The 18,233-nt window shown below is 39.5% G+C and carries 14 protein-coding genes and 1 tRNA gene; 11 read left to right on the top strand and 4 right to left on the bottom strand.

Annotated elements, in window-relative coordinates; genetic code table 11:
- Positions 1–97: 97 nt before the first annotated feature.
- The 3 genes from QMA08_RS04285 to QMA08_RS04295 are packed head-to-tail and all read left to right on the top strand — an operon-like array spanning position 98 to position 2,590.
- Entirely contained in the window at positions 98–1,345 is a 1,248-nt protein-coding gene (locus QMA08_RS04285) for a DEAD/DEAH box helicase (RefSeq protein ID WP_039484965.1), read from the top strand.
- A gap of 59 nt (positions 1,346–1,404) precedes the next feature.
- Positions 1,405–2,385: a sensor domain-containing diguanylate cyclase gene (locus QMA08_RS04290; protein WP_290173779.1), complete on the top strand. Its 981-nt coding sequence runs from the start codon at positions 1,405–1,407 to the stop codon at positions 2,383–2,385.
- A 16-nt stretch (positions 2,386–2,401) separates the two neighbouring features.
- The gene (locus QMA08_RS04295; RefSeq protein WP_039484956.1) at positions 2,402–2,590 is read left to right on the top strand and encodes a hypothetical protein; all 189 of its coding nucleotides are present in this window, start codon (positions 2,402–2,404) and stop codon (positions 2,588–2,590) included.
- Positions 2,591–2,716: 126 nt separating this feature from the next.
- Here QMA08_RS04295 and QMA08_RS04300 read toward each other — a convergent pair whose 3' ends face one another.
- On the bottom strand, positions 2,717–3,673 hold the full coding sequence (locus QMA08_RS04300) for a methylenetetrahydrofolate reductase (RefSeq protein ID WP_024597318.1): 957 nt from the start codon (positions 3,671–3,673) through the stop codon (positions 2,717–2,719).
- Positions 3,674–3,923: 250 nt separating this feature from the next.
- Here QMA08_RS04300 and QMA08_RS04305 point away from each other — a divergent pair, with 250 nt between their 5' ends.
- The 3 genes from QMA08_RS04305 to QMA08_RS04315 all read left to right on the top strand — a co-directional run bounded on the left by QMA08_RS04305 (position 3,924) and on the right by QMA08_RS04315 (position 8,548).
- Positions 3,924–6,806 carry a pitrilysin family protein gene (locus tag QMA08_RS04305; protein ID WP_290173780.1) on the top strand — a complete coding sequence of 961 codons (2,883 nt, stop codon included), beginning with the start codon at positions 3,924–3,926 and terminating at the stop codon, positions 6,804–6,806.
- 207 nt (positions 6,807–7,013) lie between these two features.
- Positions 7,014–7,832, top strand: coding sequence for a serine O-acetyltransferase (gene cysE / locus QMA08_RS04310; protein WP_002958786.1), 819 nt, complete (start codon positions 7,014–7,016; stop codon positions 7,830–7,832).
- Between the two features lie 35 nt (positions 7,833–7,867).
- Positions 7,868–8,548, top strand: a complete 681-nt coding sequence (locus QMA08_RS04315; protein WP_290173781.1) for a hypothetical protein — start codon at positions 7,868–7,870, stop codon at positions 8,546–8,548.
- Here the strand turns inward: QMA08_RS04315 and xseA are convergent.
- A complete protein-coding gene (gene xseA, locus QMA08_RS04320; RefSeq protein WP_149602214.1) occupies positions 8,545–9,876 on the bottom strand; it encodes an exodeoxyribonuclease VII large subunit in 1,332 nt (443 codons plus the stop codon). The genes QMA08_RS04315 and xseA overlap by 4 nt on opposite strands.
- A gap of 135 nt (positions 9,877–10,011) precedes the next feature.
- On the opposite strand from xseA, the gene guaB reads away from it, so the two are divergent.
- The 5 genes from guaB (at position 10,012) to rimI (ending at position 14,217) form a co-directional block, all read left to right on the top strand.
- The gene (guaB, locus tag QMA08_RS04325; protein ID WP_002958783.1) at positions 10,012–11,481 is read left to right on the top strand and encodes an IMP dehydrogenase; all 1,470 of its coding nucleotides are present in this window, start codon (positions 10,012–10,014) and stop codon (positions 11,479–11,481) included.
- A gap of 102 nt (positions 11,482–11,583) precedes the next feature.
- Entirely contained in the window at positions 11,584–13,161 is a 1,578-nt protein-coding gene (gene guaA, locus QMA08_RS04330; RefSeq protein WP_002958782.1) for a glutamine-hydrolyzing GMP synthase, read from the top strand.
- Between the two features lie 155 nt (positions 13,162–13,316).
- Positions 13,317–13,393, top strand: a tRNA-Trp gene (locus tag QMA08_RS04335).
- Positions 13,394–13,457: 64 nt separating this feature from the next.
- Entirely contained in the window at positions 13,458–13,763 is a 306-nt protein-coding gene (locus QMA08_RS04340; protein ID WP_278381985.1) for a hypothetical protein, read from the top strand.
- The gene (rimI, locus tag QMA08_RS04345) at positions 13,750–14,217 is read left to right on the top strand and encodes a ribosomal protein S18-alanine N-acetyltransferase (RefSeq protein ID WP_290173981.1); all 468 of its coding nucleotides are present in this window, start codon (positions 13,750–13,752) and stop codon (positions 14,215–14,217) included. Before QMA08_RS04340 ends, rimI begins: the two co-directional genes overlap by 14 nt.
- Before the next feature lie 73 nt (positions 14,218–14,290).
- Here the strand turns inward: rimI and QMA08_RS04350 are convergent, their stop codons facing one another.
- Together QMA08_RS04350 and QMA08_RS04355 are read right to left on the bottom strand one after the other, a co-directional pair.
- Positions 14,291–16,957, bottom strand: a complete 2,667-nt coding sequence (locus QMA08_RS04350) for an ATP-binding protein (protein ID WP_039484936.1) — start codon at positions 16,955–16,957, stop codon at positions 14,291–14,293.
- Positions 16,958–17,442: 485 nt separating this feature from the next.
- Positions 17,443–18,093: a TetR/AcrR family transcriptional regulator gene (locus tag QMA08_RS04355; RefSeq protein WP_039484933.1), complete on the bottom strand. Its 651-nt coding sequence runs from the start codon at positions 18,091–18,093 to the stop codon at positions 17,443–17,445.
- Positions 18,094–18,233 lie beyond the last annotated feature (140 nt).

The raw sequence follows: 18,233 nt of genomic DNA on the forward strand, positions 1-18,233 counted from the left end.
AGAGCAATCACGATTAAATACTTTTCTGGACTGGTTAATTTACGCAGTACAGTAATATGCGTACAATAGTGCTCTTTGTTATTTTAAAGCTAAGCCTATGTCTGCCACTACGTTCTCATCACTTAATCTCGACCCGTTATTATTAACAGCGATTGAGCAAAATAATTACACTCAGCCTACCGCAATTCAGATTAAAACTATTCCGCCTATTTTAGCCGGAAGTGATGTAATGGGCAGCGCGCAAACAGGTACGGGTAAAACCGCCGCCTTTGTTTTACCTCTATTACATAAGCTTTTAAATACCCCTAAAAAAGATGAACAAGGCCTTGCCCGCGTTGTAATTTTAACGCCAACACGAGAGCTTGCTCAGCAAGTATTTGCCAGCTTTGAAAAGTACGCACAAGGCACTAATATCAATGGTGCTTTAGCCTATGGTGGTGCAAGTATTGGCCCTCAAATTAAAGCACTTAAAACAGCGCAAGTTATAGTGGCCACACCAGGGCGTTTGCTTGATCATATAGTTAAAGGCAGTGTGGTACTTTCAAGCGTAGACTCTTTAGTGTTTGACGAAGCCGACCGCATGCTTGATATGGGCTTTATTGATGAAATTAGACGTATATTGCGACATATACCAGGAGATCGCCAAACTTTACTCTTTTCTGCTACGTTTGATGACAGCGTGTTTGAACTCAGTAAAAAGTTACTTAAAAACCCAGAACTAATTGAAGTTGATAAACGTAACTCAGCCGCAGTTGAAGTAGAGCAAGTTATTTACGCTGTAGATGAAGATCGTAAGCGCGAACTTGTATCGCACATGATTGGCATGAAAAACTGGCGCCAAGTGCTTATTTTTACTCGCACAAAACAAATGGCCGATCAGCTTGCTAAAGAAATGTGTAAAGATGGGTTAAAAACCGAATCAATCCATGGCGATAAATCGCAAGGCGCACGTGACCGTGCATTGCAAAACTTTAAAGAGGGTATTACACGCGTACTTGTTGCAACCGACGTCGCTGCGCGTGGTTTAGATATTTCTACACTTAGATACGTAATTAATTTTGAACTGCCTTACATTGCTGAGGATTACGTACACCGTATTGGCCGTACAGGTCGCGCTGGTGAACAAGGGCTTGCTATGTCATTGGTAAGTCTTGATGAGCAATGGCTGCTAGAAGAAATTGAAGTATTACTCGATACGCGTTTAACGCCGCAGTGGTTAGAAGGTTACGAGCCTGACTTAAATAAAAAGCCCAAAGATAATCGTAAAAATACGAATAAATCTCGAAAAGATCGCGATAAAAAACGCATTACAGGTAAAAGAGAGCCAAGTAGACGTCGTAAATAATAGCTTTTACTTTACTTTTTTGCCTATACTGGAGCTATTAAATAGCCGAGGTAAAGTTAATGTTTGAAACTGATAAATGGGCATTCTCTGGTGTTGATGGCCAAATATCTTTGCATAAATGGCAAAAAACAATGGACCTTATCACGGGGCTTTTTTCAGCCCCGTCTGGTTATATAGTTCAGGCAACAAGCAAAGGCTATCGCGTTGTTATTAGAAATAACGAAGGTGGCTCAAGCTTTGAAACCAACCCGATACTTCCCCCTCAAACTCCTCTTTTTTGTCGGCACGTCGCTGAAACTAATAATATTTTATATGTTAATGATGCAAGCAATAACGATGCATGGAACACCCTACCAGAAGTAGTTGAGGACGGTGTTGAATCCTACCTAGGCTTACCTATTCATTGGCCAGAAGGTGAAGTATTTGGCACGCTATGCTTAAAAGACACTAAAATAACTAGCTATACCGATGAATACTTTGAACTCATAGAGCAACTACGCGATTTAATTGAAGACGACCTAGCGCTTGTTTACAGCTATGAACAAATGCGCGAAATAGCCATGTTAGACTCATTAACAGATATTTATAATCGCCGAGCACTTAACTTACTAGCTCAGCAAAAGCTTAATTTAGCGCTACGTTTAGGTTTTGACGTGTGTTGCTTGTTTATAGATATAAACGACTTTAAAAAATTAAACGACACCTTTGGACATGAAGTAGGTGACAAAGCCTTAATTATATTGGCAGATACGCTAAAAACGCATTTAAGAGATGCCGATATAGTAGGGCGCTTAGGTGGCGATGAGTTTGTTGCAGTAATGCAATTAAGCGATAAGAGTAAAATTAATTACATCATGGATAAAATATCCTCTGAGTATTCAAAAGCTTTACTCAAAGAAGACGTTTGCGATTTATCGCTCAGCATAGGTTATAGTTTTACTAATAAACAAAAGCAGCCCTTTGAAGCGCTATTAAATGATGCAGACCACGCAATGTATAAAAATAAACAAGCGTATAAGCTCGCTAAAAAAGAACAATAATAAAAGGAAGTTCGTCATGACTCATGCCACAAAAACTTGGCTGGTTTTTTCTGCGATAGGTTTTATTTTTTCATTAGCAATAATAAGCTTATTTGAAGCGCTTCCTAGCATTAGATTTATATCTGATGAGGGAATTATTTTTGGTGTTATGTGCTCATCGATGGGGTTTGCCTTAAAAAGGCTTGAGAGTAATAACCAAAAATAGCTTTCATGGATAGCTTAAGCTGCAAATTTTTACTTGTACTTATTAATTTATTTTTCAAAGTACGGACATAAAAAAGCAAGCCATGAGGCTTGCCAAGAAGGGTGTTAATTAGCTCTAACCTAGCCTTTAAGCTATTAGTTTTTCGGCTAGGTTTAATTCCATAATGGCTTTTAATAAACGGTATAAGTTAATTGACGCGTCAATTTCTTCTTTACGGTTTGTTAAGCTTTCAATATTTAAGCCCAGTGGTACATCTAAATGCGCACAGCTTTTAAGTATTAAGTCGAGGTTTTCGCGGCAAATACGTACTGATTCGCTTAATGTATTGTCTGCATCAAGCATGCGCCATTTAGTTGCCTCTGGCACTGAGATACCCAACCATTGCATAAACTCTAAGGTTTTTTCGCCGCCGCACGGGGTAAACGTTAATATAATACGTTGTGGTGTAATACCCTGCGCTTTACATGTACGTGCGTAGCTAGTGATTAGCTCTATAGTCGCTTGTGCATCGTAAACAGCTTGCGATATAAAAAACTGACAACCTTGTGCTGTTTTTTCTATTAATCGTTCGTGCTCATTTCGTTTACTTGAATGGCGCTCGGCAATCGTAACGCCACCTAAAAAGAAATCATCTGACTGCTCAGCCAAAGCTTTATACGCATCTGGCAGGCTTAGCTTTATATCGCCTATCGATGATGGGCTACCTACTAAAACTACATTTTGTAAATCGTAGTCGTTTTTAGTTTCACTTAGCCAATCTTTAAATTCGCCTACGCCACGCTGCGCCACACTTTTATAAGTAATTACATCTTGTGCAGATAAATTACGAAGTAAATGGCTGTATTCACGCGGATCAACGGTTTGTTTAAACGCAAATGGACGGTCTTGATTAGTGCGGCTGCTTTCGTCTTGAATGTCGTAAATTATCACGCCGTCGTATTCAATTTCGTGTAAGCGACCTAATAGCTTTTCTGCAATGGTTTTTAATTGCGCTTTATCGGTGCCAATTTTAGGCGGGGTAGTACCAATAAGATAAACACCTTGGTTGGTGTCCACTATCTTCTCTTTTAGTGATAAAGCCATAATCCTCATTCCAGCTAAGTTTGTTTTGATGGATTTAATATAGCAGCCATTTAGACGTCTAGATAGATTTATTTAATGAAAGTTTTTCAATTAACATGATGTTTATTCATAGTGCTTGTTCCCATAATTTATAATTGACACAGTTGTTTACATAATAAATTCCCTTGGGGCTCTTATATTTATTGGCTTTGGGGCATAATTAAAGAGTTAAATCTGACAACAAATTTGCTCAATTTAAAAAGGGACAACAATGAAATTTAAATTATTAGCAACCAGCTTAGCGGTATCGCTGGCGTTAACAGGTTGCGCCATGCAACAAAACCAAAGCACGCAAACAACAGCACAAAAAGAACAAGTAAATAAAGCTGATGACCGTGTTTTTTCGCAAGATTACTTAATTGAAGAGCTAGAAAACGGCTTACGTGTCATGGTTGTTAAAACCGATTACCCTGATGTAGTGTCGCTGCAAATTCCGGTATCGGTTGGGTCGCGTAACGAAGTTGAAGAGGGTAAAACAGGCTTTGCTCACTTTTTTGAACACATGATGTTTAAAGGCTCACAAAAATACCCTGAAGATGTGTACTCAGACATATTAAAAAATTCAGGTGTTGATAACCGCGCTTATACAACAAACGATTACACAAATTACCATTTAAACTTTTCGAAGCAGCACCTTGATAAAGTACTTGAGCTTGAAGCTGATATTTTTCAAAACTTAACCTACACCGAAGAGCAATTTAGAACCGAAGCACAAACGGTAAAAGGTGAGTACTTAAAAAACAACGCGAGCCCAATTCGTAAATTATTAAGCGCTGTACGCGAAGAAGCGTTTGATAAGCACACGTATAAACACACCACTATGGGCTTTTTTAAAGACATAGAAGCCATGCCAGATCAAATGGCCTATGGTAAAGAATTTTTTGCTAAGTTTTATAAGCCTGAGTATGTGTCACTTGTCATCGTGGGCGATGTAGACCCGCAAGCAACAATGGCAATGGTTAAAAAGCATTGGGGCAGCTGGGAAAAGGGTAACTATGTTGCTGACATTAAAGCAGAACCAGTTCAACAAGCACCAAAATATTTGCACCAGCAAGATGAAGCGCTACCAGGGCATTGGTTACTCGTATCGTACAAAGGCGCTGCGTGGGAGCCCGCTAAAAAAGACAGAGCGGCACTAGATTTAATCTCACAGCTTTATTTTTCAAATAATTCAGATTTATATCAAGAGCTAGTGGTCGACAAACAAATTGCCAGCCAAATGTTTACCTATAACCCAGAGACTAAAGATCCGGGTTTATTACACGTATTTGTTAAAGTAGAAAACGCAGACGATTTAGCCACTGCGCGCGATGCCATTAACCGAACTTATGCAAAAGCACGCACTGAGCTTGTTGATGAGCAAAAGCTCAGTGATTTAAAATCGAACCTTAAATACAGCTTTATAAATGGCTTAGATTCGTCGCAAGCGATTGCATCAACACTTGCTAGTTACATGCATTTTGAGCGCGATCCTGAGGTTATAAACCAGCTGTATAAATCGGCAGATAACATTACCAGCGCAGATATTAAAGCCGTTGCTAATAAATACTTTACTGATAACGCACGTACCACATTAACAATGTCGGCACTTGATAAAGCCCCAGGTTTTGAGCAAGAAGTTAATTTAAATGCGCTTACTGCAAAGCTTGAACAAGCACCTGCGGCACCTGTATTTAAAGTACTTGATAAAACCAATAGCTCGCCGTTAATCGATGTTAACTTTTTATTCAATACCGGCGCGGCTGCCGACCCTCAAGACAAAAAAGGTGTTGCTGCGTTAACTGCGGCAATGCTTGCACAAGGTGGCTCAGAGGCGACAAGCTATAAAGATATTCAAAAAGCACTTTATCCGCTTGCAGGTAGCTTTGGTTATCAAATAGATAAAGAAATGCTGTCGTTCCAAGGACGTATTCATAAAGACAATGCAGCGCAGTGGTATTCACTTGTGAGCGATCAATTATTAAACCCAGGCTTTAGAGAGGATGACTTTAAACGCCTTAAAAAAGAAATGATCGATGGCATTAAGTCAGGCTTAAAAGCATCTAACGATGAAGAGCTAGGTAAAGAAGTGCTCTACAGTGCGCTTTACAAAAATCACCCTTACGAAAGTTACAACTACGGTGATATTTCGGATTTAGAAGCGTTGACGCTAGATGATGTTAAAGCGTTTTATAACAGCGAGCTTACGCAATCTAAACTCACGGTTGGCTTAATTGGGGCTGTGCCTGCAAATCTTAGAGCTAAAATGATGAGCGATTTTGCAACGCTACCAAAGGGTGAGCAAAGCCGTTTAAGTATTCCTGATGCGCCAGCGCTTAAAGGTCATCATGCAACTATTGTAGAAAAGTCAGCGCAATCGACGGCGGTATCGTTTGGTTTTCCTATTGATACAATTAGAAGTAGCGAAGACTGGACAGCCCTTTGGCTTGTGCGTTCGTACTTTGGTGAGCACCGTAGTTCTAACAGCTTTTTATATGAGCGCATTCGTGAAACTCGCGGCATGAACTATGGCGATTACGCATACATTGAATACTTTCCACGTGGTATGTTTCAAACCAAGCCTGATGCAAACCTAGGGCGCTCTGAGCAAATATTTCAAGTGTGGTTACGCCCACTTCGCTCTAATAACGATGCGCACTTTGCAACACGTACCGCCTTGTTTGAACTAGATAAGCTAATTAAAAATGGCATGAGCGAAGATGACTTTGAAGCAACGCGTAACTTTTTAATTAACTTTGTGCCGCAAATGGTTGCAAGTCAAAACCGCCAATTAGGTTACGCGCTTGATAGCGAATTTTACAACACTGATAACTTTGTAAGTTACGTAACTAATAAACTTAAAACGCTAACGCTTGCTGATGTTAATCGCGTTATTAAAGAAAACTTACAAACAGACAATGTTCACTATGTGTTTATTACTGGTGACGGCGCTGATATGCAAAAACGTTTAGCATCGCAGCAAACCTCACCAATGGTTTACAACACTAATAAACCTGCTGAGTTGGTTACTGAGGATAAAGTAATTGCTGATTATAAATTAGCAATTCCTGCAAAAAATATTAAAGTGATGAAAGTCGATAAAGTATTTCAATAATTTAAGTGTTTTTAAACTATCTTTAAATGTATAAAAAATGCCCCAGTGCTTAAAGCTCTGGGGCATTTTTATTATTTAATAATGAAACTTAATAAACAGTTATACCTAATAACCAGAACAAATAACTAAGGGATTAACACCTTAGTGGTTAAATCCGTTAGACTTGGGAAAAGGCTATTTTATATCAACTTAAGGCAGTGCAGTATTATGCGTCATGCAATTTGGCAACAGCTTCGCGACGAAGCTAACGATGTAGTAAAACGTGAACCATTATTAGCAAGTCATGTTTATTCATGTGTTTTAAATCATGATTGTTTAGGTTCGGCATTGAGCTTTATTGTTGCTAATAAGTTGGCTGATGCGGTGGTATCTGCATTCACTATCCGAGAGCTGTTTGACCAAGCATTTGTAAAATGTGACCGTATGCTATCTTTTGTTGCTGAGGATATTAAAGCGGTAAAAGACCGCGACCCTGCATCAGAAACCTATCTTACGGTTATATTAAATCTAAAAGGTTTTCATGCTATTCAGGCGCACCGTTTGGCTAATTGCTTGTGGCAACAAAACCGCAAAGAGCTAGCGCGCTTTATTCAAAGCCGTAACTCTGAAGTGTTTGGGGTCGATATTCACCCTGCATGCAAAGTGGGTAAAGGCATTATGTTTGACCACGCAACCGGTATTGTTATTGGTGAAACAGCGGTAATAGAAGATAACGTATCAATTTTGCAATCTGTAACGCTTGGCGGTACGGGTAATGAGCAGGGCGATCGTCATCCTAAAATTAGAGCGGGCGTATTAATTGGCGCCGGCGCTAAAGTACTTGGTAATATTGAAGTAGGTGAGGGCGCACGAATTGGTGCGGGCTCAGTTGTACTTAGCAATGTTCCACCACACACAACCGCTGTTGGCGTACCCGCTAAAATTATTGGTCGACCGGATTGTGAGTGTCCGGCGCAAAGTATGAACCAAAACTTTTTAGCAAATCCTGAGCCTGAAAACGAATCGCACACGAGTGCAATGCTATAAGTAATTAAAAATAATAAAACTTAAAAGGAATTAACATGAACAAGAATAGTTTATTGGCTCTAGGGATTGGGTTTATTGCGGGTGTAGGTTTAACTTGGAGCTACTTTAATGCAGCTTCAAGTCATCCAGAATCTGTTAAGTCGCAGCCAAGTTATGAAAAACAGAAAAAGCTTCATACTGAACAACAAAGTAATGAGGTATTGAGTAATGCAGACTCTGCAGTACCTGAGCAAGTCGCTAGTATAGAGCCCGCTGAAGACACGCCTACAACCAATTCAGAAACCCAAATGCTTGATGAACTACCTTTAGAAGAGCAAGTAACTCAGCTTAAACAACAGCTTGCAGAGCAAAAAGCGACAGTTAAAAGTATTTTAAAGCAGATGAGGGGCCCTTCAGATTTTGAGCAGATTTTACGTGATAAATTTGAAAATCAAACGCGCGATGAAGAATGGGCTTATCGTACTGAAATGGCATTACAAGATTTTTTATTAACAGCTGATTTATCAATTATTCCTGACGTTGTTAGTGCAAAATGTAAAAAAACAGTATGTGAATTTGAACTTGCCGCTCCTACTGATAACGACACATTTGGTAATGCTCAATGGCGAGAGCTAAACGATAAGTTGATGGAACAAGAGTTTTGGCAACAATTTAAAAGCACTACCTCCACATCGAGCGATAGCGAACTTAAAATGTTGCTAAGTACAGAGCTTTAAATAATTTGTGATTCTATAGAGCCATCAACGAGCTCTGTAACTAAAACATCGCCTGTTTTAATTTGCCCCACAGATTTAACTACTTTCCCTTGCTGTGTTTTAGTGATGCTATAACCGCGCGCTAAAACATTAAGCGGACTTACCGAGTCTAACCTGCTTGCTTGCAGTGCTAAGCTATTATTCGCTTGTTGTAACTGATGCTGTATAGCTTGGTTTAGCCTAGCTTGTAATTGCGAGAGTTGATGGCTTGCTGAAGCGAGTTTTTTATCAGGTGATTGGCGCATCAAACGCGGCGTTAAGTTATTGAGTGTGCGTTCTTGTTGGTATAAACGATTACGCATAGCTTGTTGCAGCGCAATGCTTAGCTCATCCAAACGTTGTGATTTTTGACTAAGCTGATTACGCGGATGACACAAATTAAGGCGGTGTTGTAACTGTGTTGCTAATGCGCGTTTATCGGCAATACCGTGCTTAAACGCGTTAGATAAACGATTAACTAATTGTGTTACTTTGTTGTGTAACTCTTGCGTATTTGGGCTTACAAGCTCAGCTGCGGCTGATGGAGTTGCTGCACGAACATCAGCAACGTAATCGCTAATGGTTGTATCTATTTCATGGCCTACTGCACTTACTATAGGTAATTCACTTTCAAAAATAGCCCGTGCGAGCTGTTCGTGATTAAAGCACCATAAATCTTCAAGTGATCCGCCGCCTCGTCCTAAAATAAGTACGTCTACTTCATCACGCGCATTTGCTAACTCTATTTGATTAATTAAATGTAGGTGTGCTTCTTTGCCTTGTACCATAGCAGGGTAAATGATTACTTCTAACTGCGGCGCACGGCGTTTAAGTACCGTTAAAATATCTTTTATAGCAGCGCCGGTTGCTGAGGTAATAACACCAATACGATTAATATTTTGCGGAAGTGGTTTTTTATACGCAGAGCTAAATAATCCTTCGGCGGCCAAACGCATTTTAAGCGCATCGAATTCTTGTTTTAGCTGACCTTCGCCGGCCGGTTCCATATGCTCAACAATAAGCTGGTAGTCACCGCGAGGTTCATAAAGTGATACACGCGCTTTTACTGTAACTTGCGCGCCATTTGCAGGGCGATAGCTTTGGTTGCGATTATTCCCACGCCACATAGCGGCTTTAATTTGTGCTTTATCGTCTTTTAACGAAAAGTACCAATGGCCGGATGCAGGGGTAATAAAGTTAGAAATTTCGCCCGTGAGCACTAAAGATGCAAAACCTTGCTCAAGGATTGTGCGAATTTCTCTATTAAGGCGTGAAACGGTGTAAACCGCCTGCGAAGGCTTCGAAAACATAAAAAACAACCTAAAACTATTTATTGCACTACTTTATCATAAATATTTGCGAAATATTATTTACTCATGCCAACAACGCTGTTAAAATTTGGCCGCAATTCCTTATCTTAGATCCACATGTGAGAAGTTGCCAAAATGCTTAGAATCGCTAAAGAAGCTCTTACCTTTGATGACGTACTTTTAGTACCTGGTCATTCTACTGTTTTGCCACACACGGCAAATATTTCAACTCGCTTAACGCGTGGTATCAAACTTAACTTGCCGCTTATTTCAGCATCTATGGATACTGTTACAGAAGCTCGTTTAGCTATTGCCCTTGCGCAAGAAGGTGGTCTTGGTTTTATTCATAAAAACATGACTATTGAAGAACAAGCGAAAAACGTACGTAAAGTTAAAACCTACGAAGCAGGTATTGTTTCATACCCTGTAACGGTTACTGCCGATTTAACAATTGCAGATGCAATTGAGCTTTCGCACGAAAAAGGTTTTTCAGGCTTTCCGGTTACCGACAGCAATAATGTGCTTGTAGGCATTGTTACTAGTCGTGATATGCGTTTTGAAACTAAGCTTGAACAGCCTGTTTCTACCGTTATGACTAAAAAAGAAAAGCTTGTTACCGTTAAAGAGGGCGCAGCACGCGAAGAGATTTTAGGCTTAATGCACGAACACCGCATTGAAAAAATCTTAGTTGTTGATGATGAATTTAAACTCAAAGGCATGATCACAGTAAAAGATTACCAAAAAGCCCAAGACAAACCTGACGCATGTAAAGATGACCAAGGTCGTTTACGTGTAGGTGCTGCTGTAAGTGTTGGCGCAGGTACTGATGAGCGCATTGCTGCATTAGTAGAAGCGGGTATTGATGTTTTACTTATCGATACATCGCATGGTCACTCTCAAGGCGTTATTGACCGTGTTACTAAAACTCGCAAAGAGTACCCAGACTTACAAATTATTGCAGGTAACATTGCAACAGCTGAAGGTGCGATTGCACTAGCTGATGCCGGAGCGGATGCAGTTAAAGTAGGTATCGGCCCTGGTTCTATCTGTACTACACGTATTGTTACCGGTTGTGGCGTTCCACAAATTACCGCTATTTCAGATGCTGTTGAAGGCTTAAAAGGTCGCGACATTCCTGTTATTGCTGATGGTGGCATTCGTTTTTCTGGTGATATTGTTAAAGCACTTGTTGCTGGTGCATCGTGTGTAATGGTGGGTTCTCTTCTTGCTGGTACAGAAGAAGCACCAGGTGAAGTTGAATTGTACCAAGGCCGTTATTACAAATCTTACCGTGGTATGGGCTCATTGGGCGCGATGGATCAAAAAGAAGGTTCATCAGATCGTTACTTCCAAAAATCAAATGAAGCTGACAAGTTAGTACCTGAAGGTATTGAAGGTCGCGTAGCTTACAAAGGTCCTATTGCAACGATTATTCATCAGCAAGTGGGTGGCTTACGTAGTGCTATGGGCTTAACGGGTTGTGCAACAATTGAAGAGCTTAATACAAAACCACAATTTGTACGTGTTACTTCAGCGGGTATGGGTGAGTCGCACGTTCATGATGTGCAAATCACTAAAGAAGCACCAAATTACCGCTTAGGTTAAGCAGCGTAATTAATTTAATATACTGGGCTTGCTTTGCAAGCCCTCTTTTTAGTCGTTTACATTAACAAACGGCATTTAGCATCAGACTTTACGAGATACTCCATGAGCAAAGATATTCACGATTCACGAATTCTCATTTTAGACTTTGGTTCACAATACACTCAATTAATCGCCCGTCGTGTGCGTGAAATTGGTGTTTACTGTGAACTTTGGGCATGGGATGTGACTGAAGAGCAAATCCGCGAGTTCAACCCACAAGGTATTATTCTTTCTGGTGGTCCAGAATCAACAACACTTGAAAACAGCCCGCGCGCTCCTGAGTATGTATTTAATGCAGGCGTTCCTGTGCTAGGTATTTGCTACGGTATGCAAACAATGGCAGCTCAACTTGGTGGAAGTGTACACAGCTCTGATAAAAAAGAGTTTGGCTACGCACAAGTTGAAAAAGTAGGCAGCTGTGCATTATTTGATGCAATTGAAGACCATATTACTGATGGCGGCAACGGCATACTTGACGTATGGATGAGTCATGGCGATAAAGTAATGGACATTCCAGCTGATTTTACAACAACAGCTAAAACATCTACTTGTCCACATGCTGCAATGTCTAACGAAGAAAAGCGTTTTTACGGCGTACAATTTCACCCAGAAGTAACGCATACTCATCAAGGGTTACGTTTGCTTGAGCGTTTCGCTATTGATATTTGTGGCTGTGAAAAATTATGGACTCCTGCAAAAATCATTGATGATGCTATTGAGCGTATTAAAGAAACTGTAGGTGATGACGAAGTTATTTTAGGTCTCTCTGGTGGTGTTGATTCATCAGTTGTGGCTATGCTTATTCACCGTGCAATTGGCGCAAAGCTAACATGTGTATTTGTTGATAATGGTTTACTTCGTTTAAACGAAGGTCAGCAAGTGATGGACATGTTTGGTAATAAATTTGGCTTAAACATTGTAAAAGTTGAAGCTGAAGAGCAGTTTTTAAATGATTTAGCTGGTAAGTCAGACCCAGAAGATAAACGTAAAGCCATTGGTCACACGTTTATTAATGTATTTGATGAGCAAGCCAAAAAGCTTAAAAATGCGAAATGGTTAGCGCAAGGTACAATTTACCCTGACGTTATTGAATCTGCGGCATCTGCCACAGGTAAAGCGCATGTTATTAAATCTCACCACAATGTGGGCGGATTACCAGATGACATGAAAATGGGCCTTGTTGAGCCATTGCGTGAATTATTCAAAGATGAAGTGCGTAAAATTGGTCTAGAACTTGGTTTACCGTACGACATGCTTTACCGTCATCCTTTCCCTGGACCAGGTTTAGGTGTACGTGTACTTGGCGAAATCAAAAAAGAGTACTGTGATTTACTACGCCGCGCAGATGCGATTTTCATTGAAGAGCTACACAAAGCTGAGCTTTACCATAAAGTAAGCCAAGCGTTTACTGTATTCTTACCAGTTAAATCGGTAGGGGTTATGGGCGATGCACGTAAGTACGATTGGGTTGTATCACTTCGTTGTGTAGAAACAATCGACTTTATGACAGCACGCTGGTCACATTTACCATATGAGTTTTTAGGTGTGGTTTCAAACCGTATCATTAACGAAATTGATGGTATTTCTCGTGTTGTTTACGATATTTCAGGTAAACCACCTGCAACTATCGAATGGGAATAATTGATTTTAGTTTCAATTAACTAATTTTAAGTGATTAAAAAACGGCGGATTAGCATGCTAATTCGCCGTTTTGTTTATTTAAAAAGCAGTTAAACTAAAAGAGTGATTTTTCTCTTTACCTTTGGCGAAACTTCTCTATAATTCGTCGTCATTGCAGGGGCGTAGTTCCAATTGGTAGAACAGCGGTCTCCAAAACCGATGGTTGGGAGTTCGAATCTCTCCGCCCCTGCCATTTCTTCTTTACATCGTTTTTATTACTTCTTATATTGTTCAAATGTCTAATCTACTGAGTTGTTATGCATCCACGTTACGCAGCTATTTTTGATATAGAAAATCTTGAACTCAATCAACATTATTGTCCTCAAGCAAATGATCAAGCTAATACTTTATCGCAAAGCACGATAGCCAGTTCTTTAACGCTAAATGAGCAACTATTTGCAGACATTAAGCTCAGTGCAGGGGCTATTATTATAAATAGCGTTGTACAGGGTAGTGAGATGCAATTAAACGACAATCAGCTTACGTTGCCAACCCCACAGCTCAACGCCTCTGAGAAGCGTGCTTTATGGGCTTTAATGAGTGAACACCTTGATAAACTTTAAATCAGTAGATGAAACTGCAATACCTCAATTAATGGCCATCGAAACAGCATGTCATAGCCATCCGTGGACTTTAAATACAATGAGTTCATGTATAGGCGGGCGCTATTTTAATGTTGCCGCATTTGATGAGGTGAGCATGATTGGTTTTTATATTGGTGAAAAAGCAGGGCCTGATTTTACGCTTATGGATATTTGTGTAACACCAAGCCACCAGGGTAAGGGTATTGCAAGGCATTTGTTAGCCCAGTTTATTGAATATGGTGAACAGCAAAATGCTGAAAACCTCTTTTTAGAAGTACGCGAATCTAATACGCGGGCTATTGCGCTATACGAGAACGCTGGCTTTACAGAGATGTCAGTGCGTAAAAACTACTATCCAAGTGATAATCCGGCCAAAAATGGCTTTGAAGACGCTATTTTAATGGGCATGGCATTAGGTTTAAACTTTTCATAATTAAAGTCGGTGATTAGCGTTTTAAGCATAGAGCGCTAACGCACCGAACTTGTACTATTTTGTAAATTTTCTTTTAGGTTACTTTGCCACTAATTGCTTGCTCAATGGCTGCTATTAATTTATTTACCAGCTCGTCTCTTGGCACTTTATTGTTACTTTTTAAATTTTCTTCAAGTGCCGCAGCGCTGTGATAAATTTCATCAAAATTAAAGCACCCAGAACTACCTTTAATACTGTGCGCTATACCTCTTAATGCCTCCCAGTCATTACAATGTTTCAGAGTTTTAACTTCTTCTAAATAAGTAGGTAAGTTGGCTAAATAGTTATCAGTAATTTGCTGAAACTTTTCGCTTTTTAATAAGCTGTCCCACTTATTTTGATTATCCTTTTCAAGATGTAGGTAGCTTACGAGTACATTTTCCAGAGCATCTTTATCAATGGGTTTAGCGAGTGCTTTGTTGCAGCCAGCTTCTAGGTAAGTGCCTATATCGTGATTCATTACGTTAGCAGTAAGGGCAATAATGGGGCCATCGTATGCTGCATGACGAAGCATTTTAGTCGCTTCTAATCCGCCCATTACAGGCATTTGCATATCCATTATAATAAGCTGATAGTCGTTAACGAGTGCCATTTCTACAGCTTGTGCGCCATTACTAGCAATATCGGGTTCAAGGCCCCAAGTTTGCAGTAATAATTTAATTAATAGCTGGTTATCAGGGTTATCCTCAGCGACTAAAATATTAGCCTCAAAGTTATTGGTCGCAAACGATAAGAGAGGGTCTTTCTCTGGTATTAACTGGCTTTCTTGCGTTAAAAACTCAAGCATTGGTTGATCATCAGATAACTGACACGACACCCTAATTGTAAAGCGGCTACCAACGCCAACTTCACTTTCAAGCGTTACATCGCCACCAAGTAACAGTGCTAAATTTTTAGAAATACACAATCCAAGGCCTGTACCACCAAAACGACGTGTGGTTGTGGCATCGGCTTGCTCAAACGGTTTAAACACACGCTCTATTTGATGCTCAGACATACCAATGCCGGTATCTTTAATTACAAATTCTAGCTTTTGACTTGCTTGTAAATAATGCACGCAAATAGACACACTGCCATTTTCGGTAAATTTAACAGCGTTATTTGCAATATTTATCAGTATTTGTTTTAAGCGGGTCACATCACTATAAATGGTGCGTGGTAGCGGCAGTTGGTAATCAATATTAAGGGTTAATTGTTTTTCTTGTGCCAGTGGTTGAATAATCGATTCAATGTCATGCACAAGCTGCACTACGTTTAACGCAGACAAATCGACAGCTAGCTTTTCAGCTTCAATTTTAGATAAGTCGAGTATGTTATTTATTAACTCTAGTAAGTGTTTTGAATTACGTAAAATAGTGCTTAGATGTTGTTTGTCGTTGGCTACTTTGTCGTTGTGGAGTAATTGCTCTGTAAAGCCCATAATAGCCGTAAGTGGCGTTCGTATTTCGTGACTCATATTAGCTAAAAAACGACTTTTAAGCTGATTAGCTTGCTCGGCTTGGCCAATTGCAAGCTCTAGTTGGCTGTTCATGGCTTCAAGTGCTTTAGTACGACTTTCTACTTTATCTTCAAGGTGGTGTTTATATTCTTCAAGCTGCTGCTGGTAGTGTCTAATTTGATTAACCATGTGGTTAAAGTCGTTAAACAAAACACCCACTTCGTCATTTGTATGAGCTGGTAAGTGCACCGACAAATCGCCATCACCAACACGGTGGCTTGCAGCACCTAATAATTCAATTGGGTTAAGTAATAAATTACGTACCACTATAAAAATTAATATTGGCAGGGTGATTATCGAAATAATAACAATTAAGCCTGTTATTAAGCTTATGGCTTTACCAGATTGATAAAGCACACCTTTGGGAATGGTTGAAACGTAATAATATCCACCGGGCATTTGTACGGCAAAAATCATACGCTCTATTTTATCTATGCTTGAGAGTTCAATGGTAGAAAGCATGCCTATATCGGCAAGATCGTGTACTTGGTTAAGTTCATATTCGCTTATGTATTGGCCGCGCATGTTGTAGTCGGAGCTAAATAAAATTTTCCCGTCTTTGGTCAACATTAAATTAAGTGTGTTGTTATATGGCGCTTCTAAAATACTGGAGTTGAGTATTGAAGGCTCTATATGTATTACAATAAAACCAAGCTGCTGTGGACGTTTCAAGTAGTAATCAACGCTGTCAATTCGTTGAATGAAATATAAGCTCGTGGTGCCATCGTCCTTTTGAATCATAAATTGCTGTGTACTTAAATTACTTTGCAATACTCGATTAAAAAATGGATAGCTTTTAGGCGCTGTTGTTAGGTTGTTAGAGTAGTAGGCATCACTTTTCCCACTTGCTGAAACTAAATTAATGCTAATTATATCTGGATAAGCTTCGCTGTAACTGGCAAATACATCCATAAGCGCGCCAAGTTTTCGGGTGTAATTACCGTTGGCGCTAATATCGTTTGCTAAAAAGTCACTAAGTACTGGCGAATTTGAAAGTAGTTTTGCAGTAGAGTGAAAAGAGTCGATATAGTTGAATATTTTTTGCTGTTGTTGCTCAACAAAACGGCTCATTATTAAATCAGCTTGTTTTTGTGTTGAATTAGTTACATTGGTGAGCGTAAAGCCACCTAAAAATAGCAGTGGCAGAATAACAAGAGGTGTTATATACCATAATAATCTTATACTTAACTTACTGGTTTTCATGACCAAACGACTTATCCTCCATGCAATCTGCCAATAATATGCGTTACGACCTGATTACACAAGCTTATAGCGGTCTTGGTGGCTAAATTACAATCATTAGTTGCATGATCTTTAGCTCTTTTTTTTATGTTTAAGTTATTTAAATTTAACAAATTACACTGAATAATATCAATTCAGTGTTTAAAAAACTTACATAGTTTTACATCTTTTAAAGTTACTAATTTATTGCCAAATTGGGAAGCATCTTTTGTAGAGCGAAATTTGAACACAAAACACTCCACATGCTTTTATATTTTTGCCAAGCTGCTCTCCATAGTCGATTTACTGCCACGAGTTTATATATTGATGCATAGGTGAAATAAGGCTGTGAGGCTGAGAAGGCATAGCAAGGTTTAATACGATGATTTTGAGTGTTTGTTTAAAACGAACACGTGTAAGAAATACGCATTCGTAATAATGTTATTACCTATTAAATAATTACATATTTAACAGCCGTATGAGCGTACTAAAAAGTCGATGGTTATTTCAACCCATCGATCAATCGCATCTTTAGTTATTGGTTTATCCGGATGAGTTAGATATAACAAATGCAGTTCGCTGCGCATTAACGCAACAAATACATCGGTAGCTTCTTCAATGCTAATAGTTTCAAAGTTAAGCTCGTTTGAAGCGACTGCATCTGTTAAGTACTTAGAAACTTTACCTTTAACTACAAGCGGACCTGAGTTGTAAAACATATGACCAAGAGCAGGAAAACGGGGAGCTTCAGCTATTACGACGCGGTATAGCGCCATTGCAGATTCCGCCAAGGCGACTTGTAAGTAGGCATACCCTAAGCGGCGTAAGTTTTCAGTTAAGTTGCCCGGTTTAAAAGTAATATTATGAATTGAAGCCGTAAACACTTCGCATTCACTTTTTATGACTGCTAAAAATAATGTTTCTTTATTTGCAAAGTGAGCGTAAACCGTTGATTTTGATACCCCTGCTTCACGTTGGATCATATCAGTAGTTGCACCGTTAAACCCATGAGTTAAAAATATTTTACGAGCTGCTTGTAATACTGTCCTTGCTTTTGCGCCAAGCTCTAGCTCACTAGGAGGCGTAGTGCTTTGGGAATTAGTAAGCTCTTTTGTCATTACATTTCACCTTGACATGATATTAAATTACGAATAGCATATCAAACCGAGCGGTACAGTTCAATTTAAGCTTTGAGTTTTCTGTAACTAGTCCACTTCAGTAACGCTAATATAACTTAGCTAATTGTTTCTAAAATACA

Source organism: Pseudoalteromonas sp. APC 3355, from assembly GCF_030407615.1.
Taxonomy (GTDB): domain Bacteria; phylum Pseudomonadota; class Gammaproteobacteria; order Enterobacterales; family Alteromonadaceae; genus Pseudoalteromonas; species Pseudoalteromonas distincta.

What these genes read in the sequence shown, in the direction of transcription:
- QMA08_RS04285 (WP_039484965.1), top strand. Translation starts at nt 98, where the DNA reads ATGTCTGCCACTACGTTCTCATCACTTAATCTCGACCCGTTATTATTA.
- QMA08_RS04290 (WP_290173779.1), top strand. Translation starts at nt 1,405, where the DNA reads ATGTTTGAAACTGATAAATGGGCATTCTCTGGTGTTGATGGCCAAATA.
- QMA08_RS04295 (WP_039484956.1), top strand. Translation starts at nt 2,402, where the DNA reads ATGACTCATGCCACAAAAACTTGGCTGGTTTTTTCTGCGATAGGTTTT.
- QMA08_RS04300 (WP_024597318.1), bottom strand. Translation starts at nt 3,673, where the DNA reads ATGGCTTTATCACTAAAAGAGAAGATAGTGGACACCAACCAAGGTGTT.
- QMA08_RS04305 (WP_290173780.1), top strand. Translation starts at nt 3,924, where the DNA reads ATGAAATTTAAATTATTAGCAACCAGCTTAGCGGTATCGCTGGCGTTA.
- cysE (WP_002958786.1), top strand. Translation starts at nt 7,014, where the DNA reads ATGCGTCATGCAATTTGGCAACAGCTTCGCGACGAAGCTAACGATGTA.
- QMA08_RS04315 (WP_290173781.1), top strand. Translation starts at nt 7,868, where the DNA reads ATGAACAAGAATAGTTTATTGGCTCTAGGGATTGGGTTTATTGCGGGT.
- xseA (WP_149602214.1), bottom strand. Translation starts at nt 9,876, where the DNA reads ATGTTTTCGAAGCCTTCGCAGGCGGTTTACACCGTTTCACGCCTTAAT.
- guaB (WP_002958783.1), top strand. Translation starts at nt 10,012, where the DNA reads ATGCTTAGAATCGCTAAAGAAGCTCTTACCTTTGATGACGTACTTTTA.
- guaA (WP_002958782.1), top strand. Translation starts at nt 11,584, where the DNA reads ATGAGCAAAGATATTCACGATTCACGAATTCTCATTTTAGACTTTGGT.
- QMA08_RS04340 (WP_278381985.1), top strand. Translation starts at nt 13,458, where the DNA reads ATGCATCCACGTTACGCAGCTATTTTTGATATAGAAAATCTTGAACTC.
- QMA08_RS04350 (WP_039484936.1), bottom strand. Translation starts at nt 16,957, where the DNA reads ATGAAAACCAGTAAGTTAAGTATAAGATTATTATGGTATATAACACCT.
- QMA08_RS04355 (WP_039484933.1), bottom strand. Translation starts at nt 18,093, where the DNA reads ATGACAAAAGAGCTTACTAATTCCCAAAGCACTACGCCTCCTAGTGAG.